This window comes from Halomonas campaniensis (assembly GCF_002211105.1).
Taxonomy (GTDB): domain Bacteria; phylum Pseudomonadota; class Gammaproteobacteria; order Pseudomonadales; family Halomonadaceae; genus Vreelandella; species Vreelandella campaniensis_A.
This window is the reverse complement of the sequence record NZ_JPUA01000003.1, coordinates 14,495-34,422: the sequence shown is the minus strand read 5'-3', so window position 1 is coordinate 34,422 and position 19,928 is coordinate 14,495. Positions and strand designations below refer to the sequence as shown.

Annotated in this window: 20 protein-coding genes; 10 read left to right on the top strand and 10 right to left on the bottom strand. The window is 53.5% G+C overall.

Going from position 1 to position 19,928, the window contains the following annotated elements:
* Window positions 1-4: 4 nt before the first annotated feature.
* The 3 genes from JI62_RS01355 to JI62_RS01345 all read left to right on the top strand — a co-directional run bounded on the left by JI62_RS01355 (window position 5) and on the right by JI62_RS01345 (window position 2,053).
* Window positions 5-1,336, top strand: a complete 1,332-nt coding sequence (locus JI62_RS01355; RefSeq protein WP_170938457.1) for a metallophosphoesterase — start codon at window positions 5-7, stop codon at window positions 1,334-1,336.
* Complete coding sequence (locus JI62_RS01350; protein WP_088698440.1) at window positions 1,337-1,618, top strand: amphi-Trp domain-containing protein; 282 nt, start codon at window positions 1,337-1,339, stop codon at window positions 1,616-1,618. It begins immediately after the preceding gene.
* 102 nt (window positions 1,619-1,720) lie between these two features.
* Window positions 1,721-2,053: a hypothetical protein gene (locus JI62_RS01345; RefSeq protein ID WP_088698439.1), complete on the top strand. Its 333-nt coding sequence runs from the start codon at window positions 1,721-1,723 to the stop codon at window positions 2,051-2,053.
* Here JI62_RS01345 and JI62_RS01340 read toward each other — a convergent pair.
* Window positions 2,050-2,310 (bottom strand): putative hemolysin, encoded by a 261-nt coding sequence (locus JI62_RS01340; protein WP_240513096.1) that lies wholly within the window; start codon window positions 2,308-2,310, stop codon window positions 2,050-2,052. The two genes, JI62_RS01345 and JI62_RS01340, sit on opposite strands and share 4 nt — an antisense overlap.
* Window positions 2,311-2,436: 126 nt before the next feature.
* On the opposite strand from JI62_RS01340, the gene JI62_RS01335 reads away from it, so the two are divergent.
* The 3 genes from JI62_RS01335 (at window position 2,437) to JI62_RS01325 (ending at window position 4,012) form a co-directional block, all read left to right on the top strand.
* Window positions 2,437-2,826, top strand: coding sequence for a lysozyme inhibitor LprI family protein (locus JI62_RS01335; RefSeq protein ID WP_088698438.1), 390 nt, complete (start codon window positions 2,437-2,439; stop codon window positions 2,824-2,826).
* Window positions 2,827-2,967: 141 nt separating this feature from the next.
* A complete protein-coding gene (locus JI62_RS01330) occupies window positions 2,968-3,456 on the top strand; it encodes a pyridoxamine 5'-phosphate oxidase family protein (protein WP_088698437.1) in 489 nt (162 codons plus the stop codon).
* Window positions 3,449-4,012 (top strand): CAP domain-containing protein, encoded by a 564-nt coding sequence (locus tag JI62_RS01325; protein WP_240513095.1) that lies wholly within the window; start codon window positions 3,449-3,451, stop codon window positions 4,010-4,012. Before JI62_RS01330 ends, JI62_RS01325 begins: the two co-directional genes overlap by 8 nt.
* Window positions 4,013-4,023: 11 nt before the next feature.
* Here JI62_RS01325 and JI62_RS01320 read toward each other — a convergent pair whose 3' ends face one another.
* Window positions 4,024-4,515, bottom strand: a complete 492-nt coding sequence (locus JI62_RS01320; RefSeq protein ID WP_088698435.1) for a CreA family protein — start codon at window positions 4,513-4,515, stop codon at window positions 4,024-4,026.
* A 156-nt stretch (window positions 4,516-4,671) separates the two neighbouring features.
* Between JI62_RS01320 and JI62_RS01315 the strand changes: the two genes are divergently transcribed.
* Window positions 4,672-4,827 carry an IS3 family transposase gene (locus tag JI62_RS01315; RefSeq protein ID WP_088698647.1) on the top strand — a complete coding sequence of 52 codons (156 nt, stop codon included), beginning with the start codon at window positions 4,672-4,674 and terminating at the stop codon, window positions 4,825-4,827.
* A gap of 397 nt (window positions 4,828-5,224) precedes the next feature.
* On the opposite strand, the gene hisD is transcribed toward JI62_RS01315, so the two are convergent.
* From hisD to hutI, 6 genes are all read right to left on the bottom strand, one after another.
* Window positions 5,225-6,565 (bottom strand): histidinol dehydrogenase, encoded by a 1,341-nt coding sequence (gene hisD / locus JI62_RS01310; protein ID WP_088698434.1) that lies wholly within the window; start codon window positions 6,563-6,565, stop codon window positions 5,225-5,227.
* 95 nt (window positions 6,566-6,660) lie between these two features.
* On the bottom strand, window positions 6,661-7,998 hold the full coding sequence (locus JI62_RS01305; RefSeq protein WP_205737475.1) for a Na+/H+ antiporter family protein: 1,338 nt from the start codon (window positions 7,996-7,998) through the stop codon (window positions 6,661-6,663).
* A gap of 388 nt (window positions 7,999-8,386) precedes the next feature.
* The gene (gene hutH / locus JI62_RS01300) at window positions 8,387-9,925 is read right to left on the bottom strand and encodes a histidine ammonia-lyase (RefSeq protein WP_088698432.1); all 1,539 of its coding nucleotides are present in this window, start codon (window positions 9,923-9,925) and stop codon (window positions 8,387-8,389) included.
* Window positions 9,926-9,956: 31 nt separating this feature from the next.
* Window positions 9,957-11,636: a urocanate hydratase gene (gene hutU, locus JI62_RS01295; protein ID WP_088698431.1), complete on the bottom strand. Its 1,680-nt coding sequence runs from the start codon at window positions 11,634-11,636 to the stop codon at window positions 9,957-9,959.
* A 96-nt stretch (window positions 11,637-11,732) separates the two neighbouring features.
* Entirely contained in the window at window positions 11,733-12,707 is a 975-nt protein-coding gene (gene hutG, locus JI62_RS01290; RefSeq protein ID WP_088698430.1) for a formimidoylglutamase, read from the bottom strand.
* A complete protein-coding gene (gene hutI / locus JI62_RS01285; protein WP_088698429.1) occupies window positions 12,697-13,911 on the bottom strand; it encodes an imidazolonepropionase in 1,215 nt (404 codons plus the stop codon). Before hutI ends, hutG begins: the two co-directional genes overlap by 11 nt.
* Before the next feature lie 308 nt (window positions 13,912-14,219).
* On the opposite strand from hutI, the gene JI62_RS22800 reads away from it, so the two are divergent.
* Together JI62_RS22800 and JI62_RS01280 are read left to right on the top strand one after the other, a co-directional pair.
* Window positions 14,220-14,777 (top strand): hypothetical protein, encoded by a 558-nt coding sequence (locus tag JI62_RS22800; protein ID WP_240513094.1) that lies wholly within the window; start codon window positions 14,220-14,222, stop codon window positions 14,775-14,777.
* On the top strand, window positions 14,659-15,555 hold the full coding sequence (locus JI62_RS01280; RefSeq protein WP_346425896.1) for a YjiH family protein: 897 nt from the start codon (window positions 14,659-14,661) through the stop codon (window positions 15,553-15,555). The genes JI62_RS22800 and JI62_RS01280 overlap by 119 nt, the downstream gene beginning before the upstream one ends.
* Before the next feature lie 65 nt (window positions 15,556-15,620).
* On the opposite strand, the gene hutC is transcribed toward JI62_RS01280, so the two are convergent.
* Entirely contained in the window at window positions 15,621-16,334 is a 714-nt protein-coding gene (gene hutC, locus JI62_RS01275; RefSeq protein WP_088698428.1) for a histidine utilization repressor, read from the bottom strand.
* An 885-nt stretch (window positions 16,335-17,219) separates the two neighbouring features.
* Between hutC and JI62_RS01265 the strand changes: the two genes are divergently transcribed.
* The gene (locus JI62_RS01265; RefSeq protein ID WP_088698426.1) at window positions 17,220-17,921 is read left to right on the top strand and encodes a helix-turn-helix domain-containing protein; all 702 of its coding nucleotides are present in this window, start codon (window positions 17,220-17,222) and stop codon (window positions 17,919-17,921) included.
* Window positions 17,922-18,102: 181 nt separating this feature from the next.
* Here JI62_RS01265 and JI62_RS01260 read toward each other — a convergent pair whose 3' ends face one another.
* Window positions 18,103-19,713: a GNAT family N-acetyltransferase gene (locus tag JI62_RS01260; RefSeq protein WP_088698425.1), complete on the bottom strand. Its 1,611-nt coding sequence runs from the start codon at window positions 19,711-19,713 to the stop codon at window positions 18,103-18,105.
* Window positions 19,714-19,928: the final 215 nt, after the last annotated feature.

The window sequence follows — 19,928 nt, the reverse complement described above, 5'->3', positions numbered from 1 at the left end:
TTCCATGACCGCGTTCAATGTTCTTCCAAAAGTGACCGACCACCCCTATCACAATGCCATCCTGGCTCGCCTGCCCACGGAGTGGACGCCCTGGCCCGATGATTCCAGCTCGGTCAATCATGATGAGGCGCTAAGCACCTTTGTTAGGCGCGCACAGAAAAAGGGCTTCACCTGGCCCAAAAAGCCGGTGGTGTTTATCTCAGACCCCCATGCGGATGCCGAGGCCTTTGAGGCATCGCTGATTGCCGCCGGGGTGATCGAACGTGACGGTGCTCACCTGTGTGAATATGCACTGACCAAATTCGGCAAAAAAGCCGACATCGTGGTGGGCGGCGACTGCCTGGATAAAGGCCCCAGTAATCTGATGATGCTGCGCAGCCTGGCCCACTTATACCGCCTCAACGCGAAGGTCACCCTGCTGGCCGGTAACCATGATCTACGCCTGCTGATGGGGCTGCTTTCTCTGGAACGCGACACGGACGCCGGCAGCCAGCACCTTTTTGTTCGCATGGGTAAAAAGGTGGTGCCACTCTTCAAGGAGGTCTTCGATCAATATCTGGCCGACACCCAGTGGGACAAAGGCTTACCGTCCGAGCAGGCGTGCCGACAAGCGCTATTTCCTGGCAGCGACTGGTTCGAGAACTTCCCCTTCTATGCCGCTGGATTTCTAACGGATGAAGGCATAGCGCGTGAAATTAGTAAGATGACGACCAAAGCCCAGAACTTTGAAGCGCACAGCGCAAAAAACGGCCTTTCGCTCTCCCAAGTCTACGCCGCCGCTATGAAGTGCCGCTCGCTGTTCCTGAAAAAGTCGGGGGAGTTCAGCTGGTTTTTCCGCCGCATGCGGCTGGTCAAAAAGCGCGGCTCTTTTCTGTTTCTGCATGCAGGCCTCGATGACCACATGGCCGAACTACTCGCCAATCATGGCGTCAAGTATGCCAACCGCGCCTTCAAACAAAACCTGATGCACCAGAATCTGTTCAGTTTCTATTACGGCTCGTTGGCCAATACCTTCAGAACGAAATACCGTAAAGCCGACCTGCCGCTTACACCCCGCGGCGCCTATACCGCCCGTCAGGCAGGCATTCAGGTGCTGGTTCACGGCCATATCAACCAACACTTTGGCCAGCGGGTGTCGCTTAAAAACGGCCTTATCCATATCGAAGCCGATATCACCCTGGACGCCCACTCGCGTAAAAACGAGGGGCTCGATGGCTGCGGTGTAGGGGTAACGTTAATCGACAAAAAGCGCGGGGTCATCGGCCTGAGCTGTGATTATCCTCAGGTAAAAGTGTTCAACCCCGGCCTCAAAGGGAAACGGGTGGGAGCCCACTAAATGAAGTCTAAAACCAAATTCAGCCACGACTCGCTGCTGGATCGTCAGGCAACTCAGGAGCTATTGATCACCCTGGCAAATGCGATCAATAAGGGCGAGTTAGCCTTCCAGGAGAGCGAAGGCGAGCTAGCGTTGACGCCCCAGCAGTTGCTCCAAGTCTCCCTACGCGCCAGTGATGAAGGCGATAAACAGGAGGTGGAAGTAAAGATTAAATGGCGCACCAAAGAGAAAGCGCTTGCCGATACGCCACCCAAAATTAAAACCAAGGCGGGTAAACGCTAGGCGCCACAGACGCCCCGTGCCCTACTATATGAATATGGGAGTATGATGCCCATGTTTGCGCCAGAGCCCTTTCGGCTCAGGAAAGGCGGTAGGAGCATGGAAATGGACGTTACACATTTAGAGCACGTCATTATCGCTTTACTTATTCAACTCTCACTACTGCCGTTTGTTTCTGCTCGCGTGGCCGGCGTTATTCCGCTGGCAATACTGCTCGGGCGCGAGATCGCGCAGCACGAATACCGGCTAGGCATTCAACGTGGATGGGCGTGGGGCGAAACGCTACCGGTCGGTATGTTTGAAGGCGTCTGGCGTGCCTGGACGTTAGACTCAGTGCTTGATGTGCTGCTGCCAGCACTGGCGTGCGGGCTGCTAGCCCTTTTGATTGAGTTTAAAAAACGGCGTACCGCCAAGAATGCGATAAAAAACGCCAGCTAGTCATTATCGAGACGCTCAGTACGGTATAGCTTCCACTCATTTTCAACCCGCCCATCAGGCAAGCGACAGTAGCGGCCCGTGCCCAGGCTGCTTTCGCGAATATCATTCTCCCCGCCGAGGCTTCTGCAGTATTCAGCGGCATATTGCGTCATCTGATTTTCAGAATCCGGGCCACCCCCGCCGTTGGCACAACCGACGAGCACCAGTACTGCTGGCATTGCTAAGTAGCGATAGAGGTTACCCATACATACCGACATTGTGATCTTCCTTCGTCCCTAGCCATTCATCGACTACCCTTCATATTCGTAGAACAATGACGAAGTTGCCAATCCCAATAACCCAGTGTCGGCTCAGTGTCAGCACCGAAATAGAGAAAAAGCCTAATGAAACACCTCCTACTTCCGCTCTGCCTGTTCAGCACTACCCTACTGGCGAGTGCTGTCGTTTATGGTGAAGAAGCCCGGCAGTCTCATGATGACTGTTTGGAAAGCGCGGTCACCACCGTAGACATTGTGGCATGCATTACGGAAGAGTTTGAACGTGAAGACAAGCGGCTTAACGACAACTACCAGCAACTGCGCAGCCAGTTGAGTGATAGTCGTAAAGAGCAACTGCTAACCGCCCAGCGAGCTTGGATTGCGTATAAGGAGGCTAACTGTGATTTTTATGCCAACCCAGAAGGGGGCACCCTGGCGCGGATCAGTGCCAACGCTTGCGTACTCACCGAAACGACCAATCGTGCAGATGAGCTCGAAGCACTCATGCAACCCTAGGAATAAGAGCCTGCATCTTCCGAGAGGCATGCGGGAGACTCGGTTTGCTGTTATCGAAAATAGCAGCTAGCCTTATACAGGCCATATACACAAAGATGGTCGTGTTCATATATAAACCCATTTCATAAGGAAAGTGAAATTATGTCCAGCCCAGAGCATAAGCAGAAGATCTGGAAGATGATCAAAGATATTAAAGTCGGCATGCTGGTGACGTTGGATAACGACACACCGCGCGCCCGGCCCATGCACTTGGTGCAAGATGAGTATGACGGCACCCTGTGGTTCTTCACCCGCCGCAGTGCCGAAAAAGTATTTGAAACCAAAAGCGATCACGATGTGTGCCTTAGCTTCTCCGACCAGGAGGACGGCGTCTACGTCTCACTATCGGGTAAAGCCAACCTGACCGATAACCGCGAACTGATCGAGAAATACTGGAACCCCTTCATCGCCGCCTGGTTCCCAGAAGGTAAAGACGACCCAGACGTCGCCCTGTTGGAAATTAAAGTTGAGATGGGCGAGCACTGGAAAGTCAAAGAGAGCAAGACGTTCCAGCTCTACGAAATCGCCAAAGCCAACCTCAAAAAGGATGCCACTCCGAACCTTGGTGAGAATGAGAAGTTCGGTGGGTAACCTCCTTCCCAAGCGCCCCGCTGCCGGGGCGCTTTACGGCCTAACCGTTATCATACTGCTCATGGGTTCATCCACCTCATGGGCCAATGATCCGTCTCAGAGTGATAATGCTCCCAGTCAAGGCGAATGCGAACTCAACGATCAGCAGCGAGCAATGCTGTCTCAAGTCAACGAAGCGCGTAGCCAAGCACGCCAATGCGGTGACCAACAGCTTGAGGCCGCAGAGCCGCTAACATGGAGCTGCAAGCTGGAAGCAGCGGCCGAAAGCCACTCCAAAGATATGGCCGAGAATGACTACTTTAGCCATACCGGCCCGGAGGGCGCAGGTATCGAGCAACGGGTGGGCAATCAAGATTACATATGGCAAGCCGTGGGGGAAAATATCGCCGCTGGCCACACCTCAGTCTCTGCCGTGGTGGAAGGCTGGCTAGACAGCCCCGGCCACTGCCGCAACCTTATGAATGACGCCTTTACCGAGATGGGCATGGCGAAAGCCGAAGATCCAGAGTCGCGCTACTCAACCTACTGGACACAAACGCTAGGCAACCCGCGCTAAGCGCCCACGAGTCAATTACTGCCCGCCCCTAACTCACCGTAGTGGACAGCCGTAATCGCGTTTTTAGGCGAGCCATCAACCAGCTTGGTGCTATAGGTCAGGTACACAAAGGTCTGGGTTTCGGCGTCATGCATTCGCACCACGCGCATATTCTTGAAAAGCGCCGAGCGGCGTTGACTAAAAATCACCTCCTGCTCCTCTACTTCCGCAGGGTCGAAGACGACCTCGCCTGTCTGCCGACACGCCACGCTCGCCTCACTGGCCTCCTCAGCAAGCCCCACCGCACCGGAGATCCCGCCAATCTGTGAGTAGGAGAGGTAACAGGAGATTCCCTGAACATCCGGGTCATCGAAGCGCTCCACTTCAATGGTGTTGTTCGGGCCCAGCAGCTTGAACTCGGTACGCACGCTGCCAATGTGAGCATCCTGAGCAAATAGCGTGGGCGGCAATAGCGCAAACATAGCAATGAGCGATGTGCAGGCAACGCGTTTTGGGAAAAGCATGGGGAACGTCCTTGGTAACTGTAAACCGGTGGAAACGGCAGGCCTTAAGTTTAAGGAAATTCATCGCTGCCTGAAAAAAGATACATTGTTCGAGAATTCTTCCCGTTGACGATGAGGGATCTTGGAAAATTACGTGAGAATATTTGACATAGGAGCATCAACGCCCCAACAGAAAGTTTCCACCATACGCTGAAGACGAAACTGGTTCACTATGGAGACTTCAAAACGCGGGCTGAAGCGAAGCATGTGATCTTCGCGTATATCGAAGTGTTTTATAACCGGTGCAGCTGCACTTCAGCAATGACTATATGAGTCTAGTTGACTATGAGTCAGCGCTACCAGTAGTTGCCTAAAAAGATGTCCGGAAGACTGTTGCCACATCGCATTCGCCCTCACAGTTCACTCAATGACCTGCCGCCCGTTGAATATGCTCAAAAGGCGGCATAATGTGGAAAGTCTCATTGAGCCGATGGTACTAATCCAGGAGAAAGGTCAGTGGCATCAGGCTGTGTTCTTTCATGTCAGCGTATGCAAGGATTAACTATATGATTGCTTCAACAGCCAAAGCCTCTATTGGCATAGAATTCATAGAGGCGGAGGGGCTCGCTTTTTCCACAATGGTTGTTACGAATAATAGTTTAAGCTATATCTTTAAACCATAAAAAGCGACTAACGCTGTAAGGCTAGCGACACCCCTAACTAAACCTAGTTATTTTTTATTGAGTATGCTGAGCCGAAGATCCGAGACTGCATTGGCATGACCATCAAATCCTTCATACTGTGCGAACCGGCGCGTGATAGGAGCCGCCTCTGTGTAGCCGGAGTGGGTGATGTGCGCGACAGTACCGCTTTTCATGAAGTCATGTACGCCCAGAGGTGAATGCACCTTGGCATGCGCACCTGTCGGCAAAACGCAGTTGGCCCCTAGTACGTAATTAGCGATAGAGCCAGCGGAGTAATTGCCCAACAGTATTTCCGCGGCATTTCGAATATGCGTTAGATGATCGAAAGGCTCGCTAGAAAGTACCTGACAGTGCTCAGGAGCGTAATCATTAATGAAGTCGTATGCCTGCTGCAGGTCGTCCGTAAGAATGACGCCACCATTCTTGCCGCTCAGCACAGCACTGGAATGCTCCACCCAGCGCTCTCCCATCTGGCGCCAGAACTCAGGTAGGGCGGCAATTGCACCTTCGGCCACTTCGCGTGAATTAGTCACCAGGAAAGCCGAACTATCGGTACCATGTTCCGATTCGATCAGCAGGTCCATAGCAGCCAAACGTGGATCGACAGTGTGATCAGCAAAAATGATAGTGTCGCTGGGGCCCGCAGGCAGGCGTGAGGTAATCCTGTCAGCAAGTAGGCGCTTGGCGGCGACTAGCCACGGGCTGCCTGGACCTTCGATTTTGAGGCATTTGGGAATGCTTTGTGTGCCGAATGCCGCTGCAGCAACTGCGAGTGCTCCACCGGCCTTATAGACGTGCTCTACTCCAGACAGACGGGCAGCGACCAGCGTAGCAGGGTCGATCTTGCCGTCAGGCCCGGCAGGCGTCAGAATAATAGGGGTAGCAACGCCAGCCACCACTGCTGGAATTGCGCCCATTAAAGTCACAGACGGGAAGGAGCCCTTACCGCGTGGGGAATAAATGGCGGCACTATCGATAGGTAGATGACGCTCACCAGCAAACATGCCGGGACGCACTTCCTTCATCCACATTTCACCCGGCATCTGCTCCTGATGGTAGCGCCGGATGTTGTCAGCAGCATACTCCAGTGTCTCGATCATCTTATGATCAAGTTGGTCAAAGGCGGCGTCGAACTCGGCCTTGCTAGCACCGACCTCGTCAATGGAGAAGTGAGCGTTGTCGAACTGTGCAGCATAGCGAACCAGCGCCTCATCGCCCTTCATTCGAACCTCTTCGATGATCGGCTGAACTTTCTCCAGAAAGAAGCTCAGGTCATCTTCCGGACGGGTCAACAGGGAATTGCGCTGCGTGCTGTCGAGCTTTGACAACTCATGATAAGAGACCTTGATACGTGCGAAGTCATTCATTGTATGTTACCCGTTAAATCTTCATTGGAAGCCTGTCATCGGTAGACTGCAGCCCCGTAATAAATGCATGCATCTCTAGTGTGAAATGGCACGGATTAAAGCAGCATCGATGCTGCCCAAGCGAATACCAGCATGCCGAAGTTGGCGTGAGAAAAGGTAGGAAGCACGCTGTCCTTGATGTGGTCGTGCTGGCCATCGGCATTGAGCCCGGCGGTAGCGCCAAGCGTAATGGTAGAGGCGGGAGAGCCAGCATCGCCAAGCGCAGCGGCAGCACCAAGGAGGGCTATCGTGGCCATTGGGGAAAAACCAAGCGTAAGGGCTAATGGAACGTAAATTGATGCAAGGATAGGCACGCTGGCGAACGAATCGCCGAAGCCAATGGTGATGAACAGACCTACAAGCAGCATCAGAGCCGCGCCGAGCGCCATATTTCCTCCGATCATATCGGCTGTAGCTGCGACCAGTGGAGCGATCTCGCCTGTAGCGTTCAATACGCCGGAGAAGCCTGAAGCGATGGTGATGATGACTGCTATCTGCGCCATCATACGTAGGCCTTCAGTGAAAACATCATCCTGTTCGCGCCAGCGGAAGATGCCCGTGAAGCTGAGGATGATGAAACCGATCATAGCCCCCACTAGAAGGGAGTCAAATTTCAGCTGGCAGATCAATGCCACGGCAAGCGCCACTAGCGTGGATAGGCACTGTGTGAGGTTGAGTGTTATTGGCGACTTTTCGACCTGCAGGTCTGTCAATGGGACGGTCTGGTATTCACGTGGCTTGCGGTAAGTGTAGAAAACAGCGACACACATGCCTAGCAAAATGCCCATCACCGGCAGGAACATAGCCTTGGGCACCATGCTAGCTGTTGCCGTAAGGCCATAAGCTTGACCGACGTCATTGACGTTGGCCAGGAGGATCTCGTTCAAGTAAATTGCACCGAAGCCGGTAGGCAGCAACAGGTAGCTAGCGCTAATCGAGCAGGCGAGGATACAAGCAACTGCTCGGCGATCCACATGCAGCTTGTTCATCACTCCCAGTAGTGGTGGGATCAGGATGGGTATGAACGCGATGTGTACCGGCACCAAGTTCTGGGACATTACGGAAGCAGCTATGAAGGTCAAGAAGATGACCCACTTGATCCCTTTGTTTGTGGCGCCTTCTCTGAGGTCGAGCCGTAAGGCTATCCTGTGGGCGAGAAGATCTAGCAGGCCGCTGCGTGCAAGTGCCACAGCAAAGGCACCGATCATTATGTAGGTAATACCAACTTGGGAGCCAATCAATAGGCTGTCATTAAAGGCAGCAATGGCATCGGTTATTTCCAGACCGCTATGCAAACCGCCGATCAGGGCTGCCGTGATTAGTGCGATGGCGACCGGGGTCTGCAACAGACATAGCATGATCATTAGGCTGATCGTCAGAACTACCGCATTAATGTGATAGTCGATCGCAAGTGCAATCAGATAAATTGCGGTAAAGATGACCAAGCTAGGAAGCACTCGGCGCATGACGAATGCATCTGGGGCGTTGCCATGCTGCAATGATTGTGAACATCGCATTGTAACATTCTCCTTTTTTGTATTGGTTTATGCTAGAGCCATGAAGTTACATTGTCTGGAAGACACCATGCCATGAATGTGATCAGCACTTATCAAGACGTGGGGAAGCCTAGTTTTCTGTCGATTTATGGGGAATGTCGACAGCAGACGATGGATCAGCGAATACCGATTGTAGTGTCAACCCTGCGAACAGAAGATGCCTAATTAGCTGTCTGATTTTAAATGAAAAAACCAATTTTAATTTACCCTTTAGGCCTTTCATACGTTAGTGATTTAGTTCCGGTAAAGAAACATCCGCAGCCTCTAACATGGCAGCGCTCGCCACCAGTTGCTTGGCAGTCGTCAGGTCGGGCGACAGGTAGCGGTCTTCCTCAATCATCTTCACATCTTCACGCAGCCGCTTGATGACACGCTGCAGCGGTCGGCTGGTGGTAAGCGGCGCGCGAAACTCGACGCCCTGTGCTGCACATAGCAGTTCGATGCCCAGAATGTGATTCAAGTTGTCGATCATGCGCATTAAGCGCCGTGCACCATGGGCGGCCATGGAGACGTGGTCTTCCTGATTGGCGGAGGTCGGTGTGCTGTCAGTAACGCAAGGATTGGCTAGATGTTTATTTTCACTCATCAGAGCAGCCGCGGTCACTTCAGCAATCATCAATCCAGAGTTAAGTCCCGGATTCGGCGTTAGAAATGGCGGTAGATCAAAACTCAGCGTTGGGTCGACCATCAGGGCAATACGGCGCTGAGCAATCGCTCCTATCTCGGAGAGAGCCAGCGCGATCATGTCTGCAGCGAAGCCGACCGGCTCAGCGTGGAAGTTGCCACCAGATACGATCAGATCTGCTTCGGTGAGTACTAGGGGGTTGTCGGTAGCGGCATTAGCTTCAATCCATAGTGTTGTTGAGGCTTGACGCAACACATCCATAGCCGCGCCGGTCACCTGTGGCTGACAGCGGATACAGTATGGATCCTGAACTCGCTTGTCATCCTCAACGTGACTCTCCCTGATCGACGAGCCGGCCAATGCTTCGCGCATAGCCTCCGCAGCTTCGCATTGGCCGCGATGGCCGCGCAGCGAATGGATTTCATGTAGCAGCGGAGCGGTGGAGCCCATGACGGCATCTGTCGAGATGGCAGAGATAACCAGCGAGTTCTGCGCCGCTCGCCAGCCTTCAAATAGGCCTGCTAGTGCGAAGGCAGTACTGAATTGAGTGCCATTAATAAAGGCGAGACCTTCCTTGGCGCCCAGCGTGATCGGTGTTAGCCCGGCCTGTGACAGCGCTTCTGCACCAGACAGAGTCTTACCGTCGTACTCAGCCATGCCTTCGCCGATAAGCACAGCGGTCATATGGGCGAGGGGCGCCAGATCGCCCGAAGCCCCGACCGAACCCTGAGCTGGAATCACGGGAATGACGCCCTTTGCCAGCATGTCCTGCAAGAGCTCAATCAGCTCCCAGCGCACACCAGAAGCGCCTCGGCCGAAAGACAACAGTTTCAGTGTCATGATCAGGCGGGATATCCGCGACGGAATTGCTTCGCCCACGCCGCAGCAGTGACTCAGAATTAGGTTACGCTGCAGGGTAGCGGTGTCCTCGGGTGCGATCTTGAGGCTGGCCAGCTTTCCGAAACCAGTATTCACGCCATACACCGCTTTTTCACCCATTGCAGCCGCGGCAATACGTGCTGCGGCGTCGTTGATTTTCGGCTGGCAACTGGCGGCTAGCGTGATAGGCGTGCCGTTCCAATAGATGCTCTCCAACTGTGCCAATGTTGTTTCGCCAGGTACGAGTTCGATGGAATTCATATTTGCTCCGTGAATGGAAATACTTATTGAATTAATTGTTTAGCATCGGCAAATCTAGACCGTTTTCCTGAGCGCACTGTTTAGCAATGTCATAGCCAGCATCGGCATGGCGCATCACGCCGGTGCCCGGGTCGTTGCGCAGCACACGGCCTAAACGGGCGTGGGCATCATCGCTACCGTCACACACGATCACCACGCCAGAGTGCTGGGAGTAGCCCATGCCTACCCCGCCGCCATGGTGTAACGATACCCAGGTGGCACCGCCTGCGGTATTGAGCAGTGCGTTGAGCAGTGGCCAGTCGGAAACGGCGTCAGAACCATCCATCATCGCCTCGGTTTCGCGGTTGGGGCTGGCAACGGATCCCGAGTCGAGATGGTCGCGACCGATAACGATCGGTGCTTTTAGCTCACCGTTCTTGACCATTTCGTTGAAGGCCTGCCCCAAGCGGGCACGGTCTTTAAGCCCCACCCAGCAAATACGTGCCGGCAGTCCCTGGAAGCTAATCCGCTCGCGCGCCATGTCGAGCCAGTTGTGCAGGTGCGGGTCATCTGGGATGAGTTCTTTGACCTTCTGGTCGGTCTTATAAATGTCCTCAGGATCCCCGGAGAGCGCCACCCAGCGGAAGGGGCCGATACCCTGGCAAAAGAGAGGACGAATATAGGCAGGCACAAAACCCGGAAAATCAAAGGCGTTGGCAACCCCCTCCTCCATTGCCATCTGCCGAATGTTATTACCGTAATCAAACGTGGGTACGCCCATCTTCTGGAAGTCGAGCATCGCTTGCACATGCACCGCCATCGACTGCTTGGCCGCCTTCACGGTGGTTTCAGGCTCGGACTTGCCACGGGTCACGTACTCCTCCCATGTCCAGCCGGAGGGCAGGTAGCCGTGCAGCGGGTCGTGGGCGCTGGTCTGATCCGTGACCATATCCGGCTTGATGCCGCGCTTAACCAGTTCCGGCAGCACATCCGCGGCGTTACCGCACAGGCCGATAGAAATAGCTTTACCTTCGGCGGTATAGCGCTCAATACGCGCCAGGGCATCATCAAGATTGTCAGCCTGTTCATCCAGGTAACGGGTGCGCAGGCGGAAGTCGAGGCTCGCCTGCCGACACTCAATATTCAGTGAACAGGCACCGGCCAACGTAGCCGCCAGCGGCTGAGCACCGCCCATACCGCCAAGCCCTGCGGTCAGAATCCAGCGCCCCTTAAGCTCACCGTCGTAGTGCTGGCGACCCGCCTCAACAAAGGTTTCGTAGGTGCCTTGGACAATCCCCTGGGAGCCGATATAGATCCATGAACCCGCCGTCATCTGGCCGTACATCATCAAGCCTTTGCGATCCAGTTCGTTGAAGTGCTCCCAGTTAGCCCAGGCGGGTACCAGGTTGGAGTTGGCGATCAATACCCGGGGGGCATCCTTATGGGTTTCGAAGACACCGACGGGTTTGCCAGACTGGACTAGCAGCGTCTGGGTATCTTCCAAGCGCTGCAGCGTTTCGACGATTTTGTCGTAGCACGCCCAGTCACGGGCAGCACGGCCGATACCGCCATAAACCACTAAATCCTCCGGGCTTTCAGCAACGTCCGGATGGAGATTGTTCATCAGCATACGAAGCGGCGCTTCGGTCAGCCAGCTCTTACAGCTGAGTTCCGTACCGGTCGGGGCAATGATCTTACGTGAAGCATCGTGACGTTTATCGTTGGTGGGCATGGCGTCATTCCTTGTGTTTCTGTTCATTATTAATTGAGTTATCGAAGCGCTCTGTCAGTTATCCAGGGCTCGCTCCCTAAATTCAGCTTTCTACGTTCAGCTATCTAAGCTCAGCAAATGCACGAGCCGAGCCGCTGCTCTGGCGGTGCGGCCGTCGATATCCAGGCGGGGGTTAAGTTCTGCCAAGTCCGCCAGGCGGAGCTTGCCGCTGTCACGCACGGCTTCAACCAGCGGTTCAATCAAGGCAAGCGAAACGCCGCGTGCGGCGGGCGCACTCACGCCGGGGGCTTCGGCGGCAGGGAGTACATCCAGGTCGATGGTCAGATAAAGGTGATCGCACCTGGCGATGAAGCGCTGCACGTCTCTGACGATAGAATCCAGGCGTAGCGCATCGATCTCGCGATCTTCCCGAACCAATGTTCCGAGCGCGGCGGCGCGGGTAAACAAGGCGCGCGTATTCGCAGCGCGGCTTACCCCCAAGCAGGCGTAACGAAACGACCAGCCGTGCTTTTGGCACTGATCGGCTATCTGAGCAAAGGGTGTGCCTGAGGAGCGAATATGCGCTGGATCGCGCAAATCAAAGTGCGCATCCAAGTTGATGATGCCGATCCGCGGCGGCGCTTCTGGCGCAGACTCTTTTGAAGCTGACGCTTCTGGCATAAAAAACTGCGCCAAACCGAGCCAGCTGGCGTAAGCCACTTCATGGCCACCACCCAACACAATAGGCAGGTGACCAGCGGTTAATAATGACGTCAGGCGATCAGCCAGCGTCTGTTGCGCTGCCTCTAACGCATCATCAACACAGCGCACATTGCCGGCATCGTAAACAGGCGCAATGCGATGCCAAGCCAACGGCGCCAGCGCACGACGTAACGCATTAGGGCCTTCAGCAGCGCCGGTGCGGCCCTGGTTACGCGCAACACCTGCATCGCTTTCGAAGCCCAGCAGTGCACAACCCGGCGCGGCGTTGTTGGTTAGCGGCTCGATACGCTGGTGCCAACGGTCACTATCGGGTTCAGGATCCGTGCGCCCCTGCCAGAGCGCCATATCAATGGGCGTATCAGCGGCCATGGGTTAACTCCCCCTGATAGACACGCTGCCGTAAGCGACCTGGCTGCACCGCGTAGGCCAGCTCAGCGGGAGTCTCAATACCCCAGACACACAGATCCGCCACCGCGCCTTCGTGAAGCTGCCCCTGCCCTTTCAATCCTAGTGCGGCAGCACCATTGGCGGTCATTCCCGCCAGTGCTTCCTGGGGCGTCATGCGAAACAGCGTACACGCCAGGTTGAGCATTAACGTGGGCATAAATAGCGGCGAGCTGCCTGGATTGGCGTCGGTGGCCACAGCCATCGGCACGCCCGCTTCGCGCAGCCCCGCAATGGGCGGCTGCTGCGTTTCACGCAGGGTGTGGAAAGCGCCGGGGAGAATGACGGCCACGCTGCCTGCTTCGCGCATGGCAGCAATACCGGCGTCGTCAAGATACTCAATGTGGTCAGCGGACAATGCCCCGTGGCGGGCTGCCATCGCGGCGCCCCCCAAGTTTGAGAGCTGCTCGGCATGCGCTTTGATGGGTAAACCATGAGCTTGGGCGGCTTTGAAAACCCGCTCACACTGCGCTACTGAAAAGGCGATTTTTTCACAAAAGACATCGACAGCATCGGCCAACCCTTCCGCCGCTGCGGCAGGAATCATTTCATTGCAGACCAGATCGATATAGCCGTCGCTATCGTTCTCATACTCCGGCGGCAAGGCATGGGCGCCTAACAGGGTCGTCAATACCCGCACTGGCAACGCTTCACCTAAACGCCGGGCAACCCGCAGCATCTTCAGTTCATTAGCCACGTCCAAGCCATAGCCCGATTTGATCTCGACCGTCGTGACGCCGTCCTCAACCAGCGCTTTAAGACGTGGCAAGGCAGCATTAAAGAGCGTTTGTTCACTCGCTTCCCGGGTCGCATAAACGGTACTTAGAATGCCCCCGCCACGGCGGGCAATCTCTTCATAACTGGCGCCCTCCAAACGCGCCTCGAATTCGTCCGCGCGCGCTCCGCCAAACACCAAATGCGTATGGCAATCCACCAGGCCGGGTGTCATCACGCCGCCCCGCCCCATGTCATGACAACCATCAGCCTGTGACTCATCGAAGCCATCCATGGGCGTCATGGTGACAACACGCTCACCTTGAGTAATCACAGCCATGGGCTTAGGCAATGTTTTCAGACCATCGAAGAGACTGATATCGCGCCAAATGTAGCGTTGTTTGTTATTAGCCATGGAGGTCTCCTTGGAGCAAACACAATGTATATACAATTAAGCCCATGCCGGATTACTTCGTCAAGCAATGAACTAAGCAAATAAGCAGTTGCAAAGTTAAAAAAAACGCCAAAAAATAAGTAAAACACATAAATAACAAATACTTATCTTAATAAATTGACAAACAGAAGATCGTCTAACGTCCACCTCACTAGACTAATGTCTATTGCCAAGTGCTATGCGCAAATGCTGTATGGGGTTAGCTTATTGTATATACATAAAAAAGCCCAAGTCATCAGAACGATAACCTCACAATGAGAGGCCTACCCATGCAGCCCATGAACCCGCCTTCCAAGCAGCGAACTAGCGCTGCCACTATCTTTAAACTGTTTGTGCCTAGCGCACTGGGTATCCTGATTTTCTTTGTTCCCATCGAGATAGGTGGGCGAAGCACTATCCTGCTTGACCATATGGTCACAGGGCTGCGCTCTTTGATGGGCGATTACAGCGGCATTTATGCGTTAGTGATGATCGTGGCGGGCGCCGCCTACCCACTTTTCAAAGGCTATTGGCGACGAACAGTGACCGAAAGCATTTTTACCGTACTGAAAATCATCGGTGTTGTTATTGCCGTCATGGCGTTAACGGGCTGGGGGCCTGCGTTTCTGCATGAACCGGACATGCTGCCCTTCTTGTTCGAGAAACTGGTTCGAGAAACTGGTGATTCCGGTAGGTTTGATCGTACCAATCGGCGCTATTTTCCTGGCACTGCTGATCAGCTATGGATTGCTGGAGTTGATTGGCGTACTGGTTCAGCCGGTCATGCGGCCCATATGGCGAACCCCTGGGCGCTCGGCAATCGATGCCGTTGCTTCTTTTGTGGGTAGTTACTCGATCGGGCTATTGATTACCAATCGGGTTTATCAAGCGGGACAGTATTCAGCCCGGGAAGCCGCCATCATCGCCACCGGTTTTTCCACGGTGTCGGCAACGTTCATGATCATCGTGGCGCGTACGCTGGATCTTATGAGCGTTTGGAATTTGTACTTCTGGCTCACCCTGGTGATTACGTTCATCGTCACGGCGGTCACGGTACGACTGCCGCCTCTGGCAAACATGGATGACCATAAGCGTGACGGAGAACCGGAGGCAATCGCGGTGAAGCGCTTAAGTACTGCCTGGCAAGCAGGCACGGAGGTTGCCGCCAACGCGCCAAGCCTTCACCGCAGCGTAGCGTTCAATTTTAAAGAAGGGTTGATAATGGCTATCAGCATCCTGCCGTCGATCATGTCGGTAGGCTTAATCGGGCTGCTCGTCGCCAAATACACGCCATTATTTGAGTGGTTGGGGTGGCTGTTTTACCCCTTTGTCGCCATTTGGGGGTTAGATGACGCCGCGGCACTGGCCCAGGCATCTGCTTCCGGGTTAGCAGAAATGTTCTTACCGGCTCTACTGATGGCCGAGGCCGAATTCGTCGCCCGTTTCGCGGCAGGCGTGGTATCAGTCTCTGCTGTGCTGTTCTTTTCTGCTTCCATCCCCTGCATTCTCTCTACCACTATTCCGCTTTCGGTAGGCCGCATGTTGATCGTGTGGTTCATTCGCGTTGCCTTGAGCTTGCTACTTGCGGTGCCCGCGGGCTACCTGGTTCAGTCACTGATCAGTTGAATGCTGGCATTAATGACAAATCACGAGGTCGAAGGAACCGACCTCGCTGAGCGCTTAACATCGATTTAGGCGGTTTTTCGTTGCAGGGAGGAGCGTAACTTATAGCGGTCGCCAGGGTGGAGCAGGCGCGCATAGCTAATCAAATGCTCATCAGACCAGGTACGCCTCACCATGCTCAGGCAGGGGGTCTGGGTATCAATACTTAGCCACTTTGCAGTTTGCTCATCCACGAGCACCGCTTCAACGATATGCTCCATATCCGTTATGGGGCAAGCGGCGACCAGCACTTCGTTAGGTGTATGGCGCGAAAAATCTGTGTCCAAATAATCCGGCACCCAACGAGGATTGACGTAACGGTTCTCAAGTTGAATCGGAATGTCATTCTCATAGTGCACCAAGAGGGTATGAAACACCCGGCTTCCAAGTCTCACGCCTAACCGCAGCGCCACTTCATCATCTGCCTCAATCGCTTCTTGGGTGATGACCTTATTACTGTATCGATGCCCACGCGAAAGTACTTCTTCGGCAATGTTGTATACCTCCACCAAAGAGGACTCAACCTTACGGTCGGTAACGAAGGTACCGACACCGGGTTGACGTACCAGGTACCCTTGCTGCACCAAATCCCTGATGGCCTTATTGGCCGTCATCCGGCTCACGCCAAAGTCTTTCGCCAGCCGCTCTTCCGTAGGTATCTGATGATTCAGCTGCCAATCTCCACACTGAATCTTATCCAGCAGGTGTTGACGGATCTGCTGGTAGAGAGGAGGACTAGTCATGAAACTCCTTTGTAATTAAGACCGTTTGTCTATACAGCTATCTTACTCGCCTTGGTGAACAAAGCACACTAGTACCAGGACAACACCTGCTACTTGCCAACCCAAGGTGCAATTTTTATCAAGGAGCCATAAAGACAAAGGGTCGTCGCTCCCCCCCCCCTTGTATTATCCCCTTACCTCAGGATCGTCGCTTTCGCGACCCTAGCTGGCGCGTCTATCCATACAACGTGCTTTATCAAAGTTTTTTATTGCAGCAGCAGTGGTGGCCATAATGCGGGCATTATTAGCCCTCCTGAGCACTCTCACCGGCACTACCGAATGACGGTGATCCATGAAAACGATAGTTATATTGACCCCGACACTTGGCTTGAGAGTACAACCATACAGCCAGGCTCCTGGTGGGAAGAGTGGCATATCTGGCTTGAGAAGCGCTCAGGGCCTCTGGTTAGAAAGCCAACTCTAGGATCAAACGACTATCCGCCATTAGAAGATGCACCGCGAAGCTACGTGAAACAGCCATGCACAAGGCTTTCTTTTCGACAAGACCAGTCGAACACTGGTTCGCCAGAGAAACGCCAAGACTGAATAAACAGGCAAGGTGCACCTTCATGGTGTTACCTACTATTGACAACTCCCCCCTTTTTTTAACTTAAGAATCATCACGAACAGCCATTTCTTTAAATAAACTTCAAATATAAAAATACCTACTTTTTTCGTATTGCACAACTCAAAATCTCTTCTACGCTTAATTTCGCCAGCGTCTAAAAAATCAAAAAAACACATAACTAACTGAATTATAATACTTACGGTAAAACCATTTTTAAACATCGTTCGTGGCTCACGGAGCTTGCACTGAATTTGATTGCAGAACCTGGGGTGAAACGTATGGAAACGTCTACTGGTTTGGATAAGCCATATATCGAACAAGGAGCGACTTCCAGTCACCCCTCTCTGTTAATTGTACAAGAGTTGAAAAACCTATCTCGACCCATATTAATCTTGCGTAGAAAAAAAACGCTATTATACCAAGGGGATACTTTTCAAGGCTTATACATCGTACAATCTGGCATGTTAAAACAAACGCTGCAGTGTAAAAACGACAATGAGCAGCTCACACACTTTTTTCTACCTGAAGACATTATTGGCCTAGATGCTATTGGCGAGGGATTTTATTCAGGTACCGTGATTGCCATTGAAACATCCGGTTTACTGCACATCCCCTTTAGACGAATTGAAGAATTTCCCGACCTTCAAACTAGCCATATGCAATTGCTGCGCTGCTTGAGTCGGGCCATGAGCCTTGAACACTCACGAATGTGGCAAATGATTAGCCAGCCTGCAGACGTCAGATTAGCCTGTTTTTTTGCTGCAATGTCGAGGAATTTTTTTGCTCGGGGTTATTCGCCCTACTCTTTCAGACTGGCCATGTCGCGACAAGAAATGGCCGACTATCTCTGTATGGCAGTAGAGACACTCAGTCGCCTCATCAGCCGCTTTCAGCGGCAAGGTATATTAACAGCACGAGGTCATGAGTACTGCATAGTGGATCCTGATGCGTTAGCGTCTATAGCTGCAAGAAGTAAGTGAACTTATCGCAGACAACACTCTTCTAAGAAACCACTTCTATGCTGGGTACAGGCGTGCTTTATTGCTTTCCTTTTACACAGTACGCATTATAAAAAACAACATCCTGGTCGCTCGTCACCGCAACTTTAAAAGCACTTTTATCGGCCAAAGAGTTAACCATCGGTTCGGCGACGAGCTTTCATTACAGATTAAGCACAACGGTCACGCTGTCTGCCTGATGGTTCGTTGGTAGCACCAGAAAACCAAACTCTTTTACCATCTTGAGCATGGGGTGATTCTCCCGTAGCACATCCGCAAATAGCTGCTTAATCGCGTTCATGCGGGCAAAATGAATTATCTGCTGCATAAGGCTATAACCCAGCCCGGTTCCTTTAAAATCACTACGCACCATGACCGCAAACTCCGCTTTCTCTTTATCGGGATCGGCAGACAGGCGCACTACCCCCACAATCTCGTCGCTTCCAGAAGGTATCGCTACAAAGGCCATTTCCCGGTCGTAATCTATCTGAGTTAGTCGCGCCGCAAAAGCATGGTCAAACTTTCTGATGGCTGCAAAGAAGCGCAACCGCACATCACTGGGAGAAGACTGGCCCAGCATGTGAACCAGCGCCGATTCATCTTCGGGGCGTATGGGGCGCAAGCAATAGGCTTGGCCACTGCGTGTCGTGATTGTTTGGGCGAGCTGCTTGGGATAAGGGCGGATGGCCATAGGCAGCCGTTGTCGCTGACTGGATCTAATCACGATGCGCGCATCCAAAGCCATCACACCAGAGGCGTCAGCCAACAGCGGGTTGATATCCAGTTCGACTACGCGCTCCAAGTCGCTGGCCAGTTGTGACAATTTTATCAGCGTGAGCGTGATCGCTTCCAAATCAGCGGCCGGACGATCTCCCTGCACGCGGATGCCCGTGGCAAGCGTTCCTGCCGCCTGAAATAGCTCATCCAGGGTTTTCACCCGAAGCATTCCCGCGCGCCTAAAGGCAGCGTCATAGATAGCATCGGATCCCGCCAGAGCCCCAGTATGCGAAAGCGCCGCTTTGGCACCTGCATCACTGCGGCCGGCTTTCACCACCACGACCGGCTTGTTTCGTGAAGCCATGCGTGCAGCCGACAAGAATTTACGTGCGTCGGAAATGGCCTCGACGTAGAGCAGAATGGAGTGCGTTTTTGGGTCAAGCGCCAGGAAGTCGAGCACATCGCCAAAATCAACATCGCTCATTGCGCCTAGCGAAATGATATACGAGAAGCCGATCCCGCGCGCCGACGCCCAGTCGAGGATTGATGTTGCCACAGCCCCCGACTGGGTAACGAAAGCGATATCGCCCTTCAGAGGGGTAAGATGAGCGAAACTGGCATTGATACCCTTGTGAGGAGCCAAAATACCCAAACAGTTGGGCCCTACAATGCGCATTAGATAAGGGCGTGCCGCCTCAAGCATTGCCTGCTGAAGCGCCTTGCCATCCGCCTGCTCTCCTTCACCAAAGCCTGCGGTAATAACCACCGCCGCACGACAGCCCCGCTCGCCAAGTTCCTTGATCAAGCCCGGCACGCTCTCCGGCGGGGTCGCGATGATTGCCAGGTCAGGAGTCAGTGGCAGTTCACTAACAGAGTGGTAGTTCAGGGTTGATCGAATAGCACGCTCACTAGGGTTGACGGTGAGCACCGGCCCGGCAAAACCAGCACAGAGTAAATTGCGTGCCAACACGGCCCCCACCGACCAAGGCTGGTTGCTAGCACCGATGAGCGCAATTGTTTCAGGAGAGAACAGTACGTCTAAATTGCGAATCGACATCTAACATCTCCGATCATCGTGGGATTTCGGGACGCCTCACCTCGTTCGTAAAGCCATCTGAAGCAAGAAGATTGATCCTCACACTCGCTTTGAGTGAGAAATGACATGGACTAAATCATTGTATGACACTACTTGTTGCAGCAACTGTTTATTAACAGCAAAATATTGATCTACAGCATCAAAGCATTGATTAATAGATACGCAGGAAGCCTATT

Coding starts and splice junctions, on each gene's coding strand:
- JI62_RS01265 (WP_088698426.1), top strand. CDS start 17,220: ATGGAAACGTCTACTGGTTTGGATAAGCCATATATCGAACAAGGAGCG.
- JI62_RS01330 (WP_088698437.1), top strand. CDS start 2,968: ATGTCCAGCCCAGAGCATAAGCAGAAGATCTGGAAGATGATCAAAGAT.
- JI62_RS01340 (WP_240513096.1), bottom strand. CDS start 2,310: ATGTCGGTATGTATGGGTAACCTCTATCGCTACTTAGCAATGCCAGCA.
- JI62_RS01335 (WP_088698438.1), top strand. CDS start 2,437: ATGAAACACCTCCTACTTCCGCTCTGCCTGTTCAGCACTACCCTACTG.
- JI62_RS01260 (WP_088698425.1), bottom strand. CDS start 19,713: ATGTCGATTCGCAATTTAGACGTACTGTTCTCTCCTGAAACAATTGCG.
- JI62_RS01350 (WP_088698440.1), top strand. CDS start 1,337: ATGAAGTCTAAAACCAAATTCAGCCACGACTCGCTGCTGGATCGTCAG.
- hutU (WP_088698431.1), bottom strand. CDS start 11,636: ATGCCCACCAACGATAAACGTCACGATGCTTCACGTAAGATCATTGCC.
- JI62_RS01355 (WP_170938457.1), top strand. CDS start 5: ATGACCGCGTTCAATGTTCTTCCAAAAGTGACCGACCACCCCTATCAC.
- hutH (WP_088698432.1), bottom strand. CDS start 9,925: ATGAATTCCATCGAACTCGTACCTGGCGAAACAACATTGGCACAGTTG.
- hutI (WP_088698429.1), bottom strand. CDS start 13,911: ATGGCTAATAACAAACAACGCTACATTTGGCGCGATATCAGTCTCTTC.
- hutG (WP_088698430.1), bottom strand. CDS start 12,707: ATGGCCGCTGATACGCCCATTGATATGGCGCTCTGGCAGGGGCGCACG.
- hutC (WP_088698428.1), bottom strand. CDS start 16,334: ATGACTAGTCCTCCTCTCTACCAGCAGATCCGTCAACACCTGCTGGAT.
- hisD (WP_088698434.1), bottom strand. CDS start 6,565: ATGAATGACTTCGCACGTATCAAGGTCTCTTATCATGAGTTGTCAAAG.
- JI62_RS01345 (WP_088698439.1), top strand. CDS start 1,721: ATGGACGTTACACATTTAGAGCACGTCATTATCGCTTTACTTATTCAA.
- JI62_RS22800 (WP_240513094.1), top strand. CDS start 14,220: ATGCAGCCCATGAACCCGCCTTCCAAGCAGCGAACTAGCGCTGCCACT.
- JI62_RS01320 (WP_088698435.1), bottom strand. CDS start 4,515: ATGCTTTTCCCAAAACGCGTTGCCTGCACATCGCTCATTGCTATGTTT.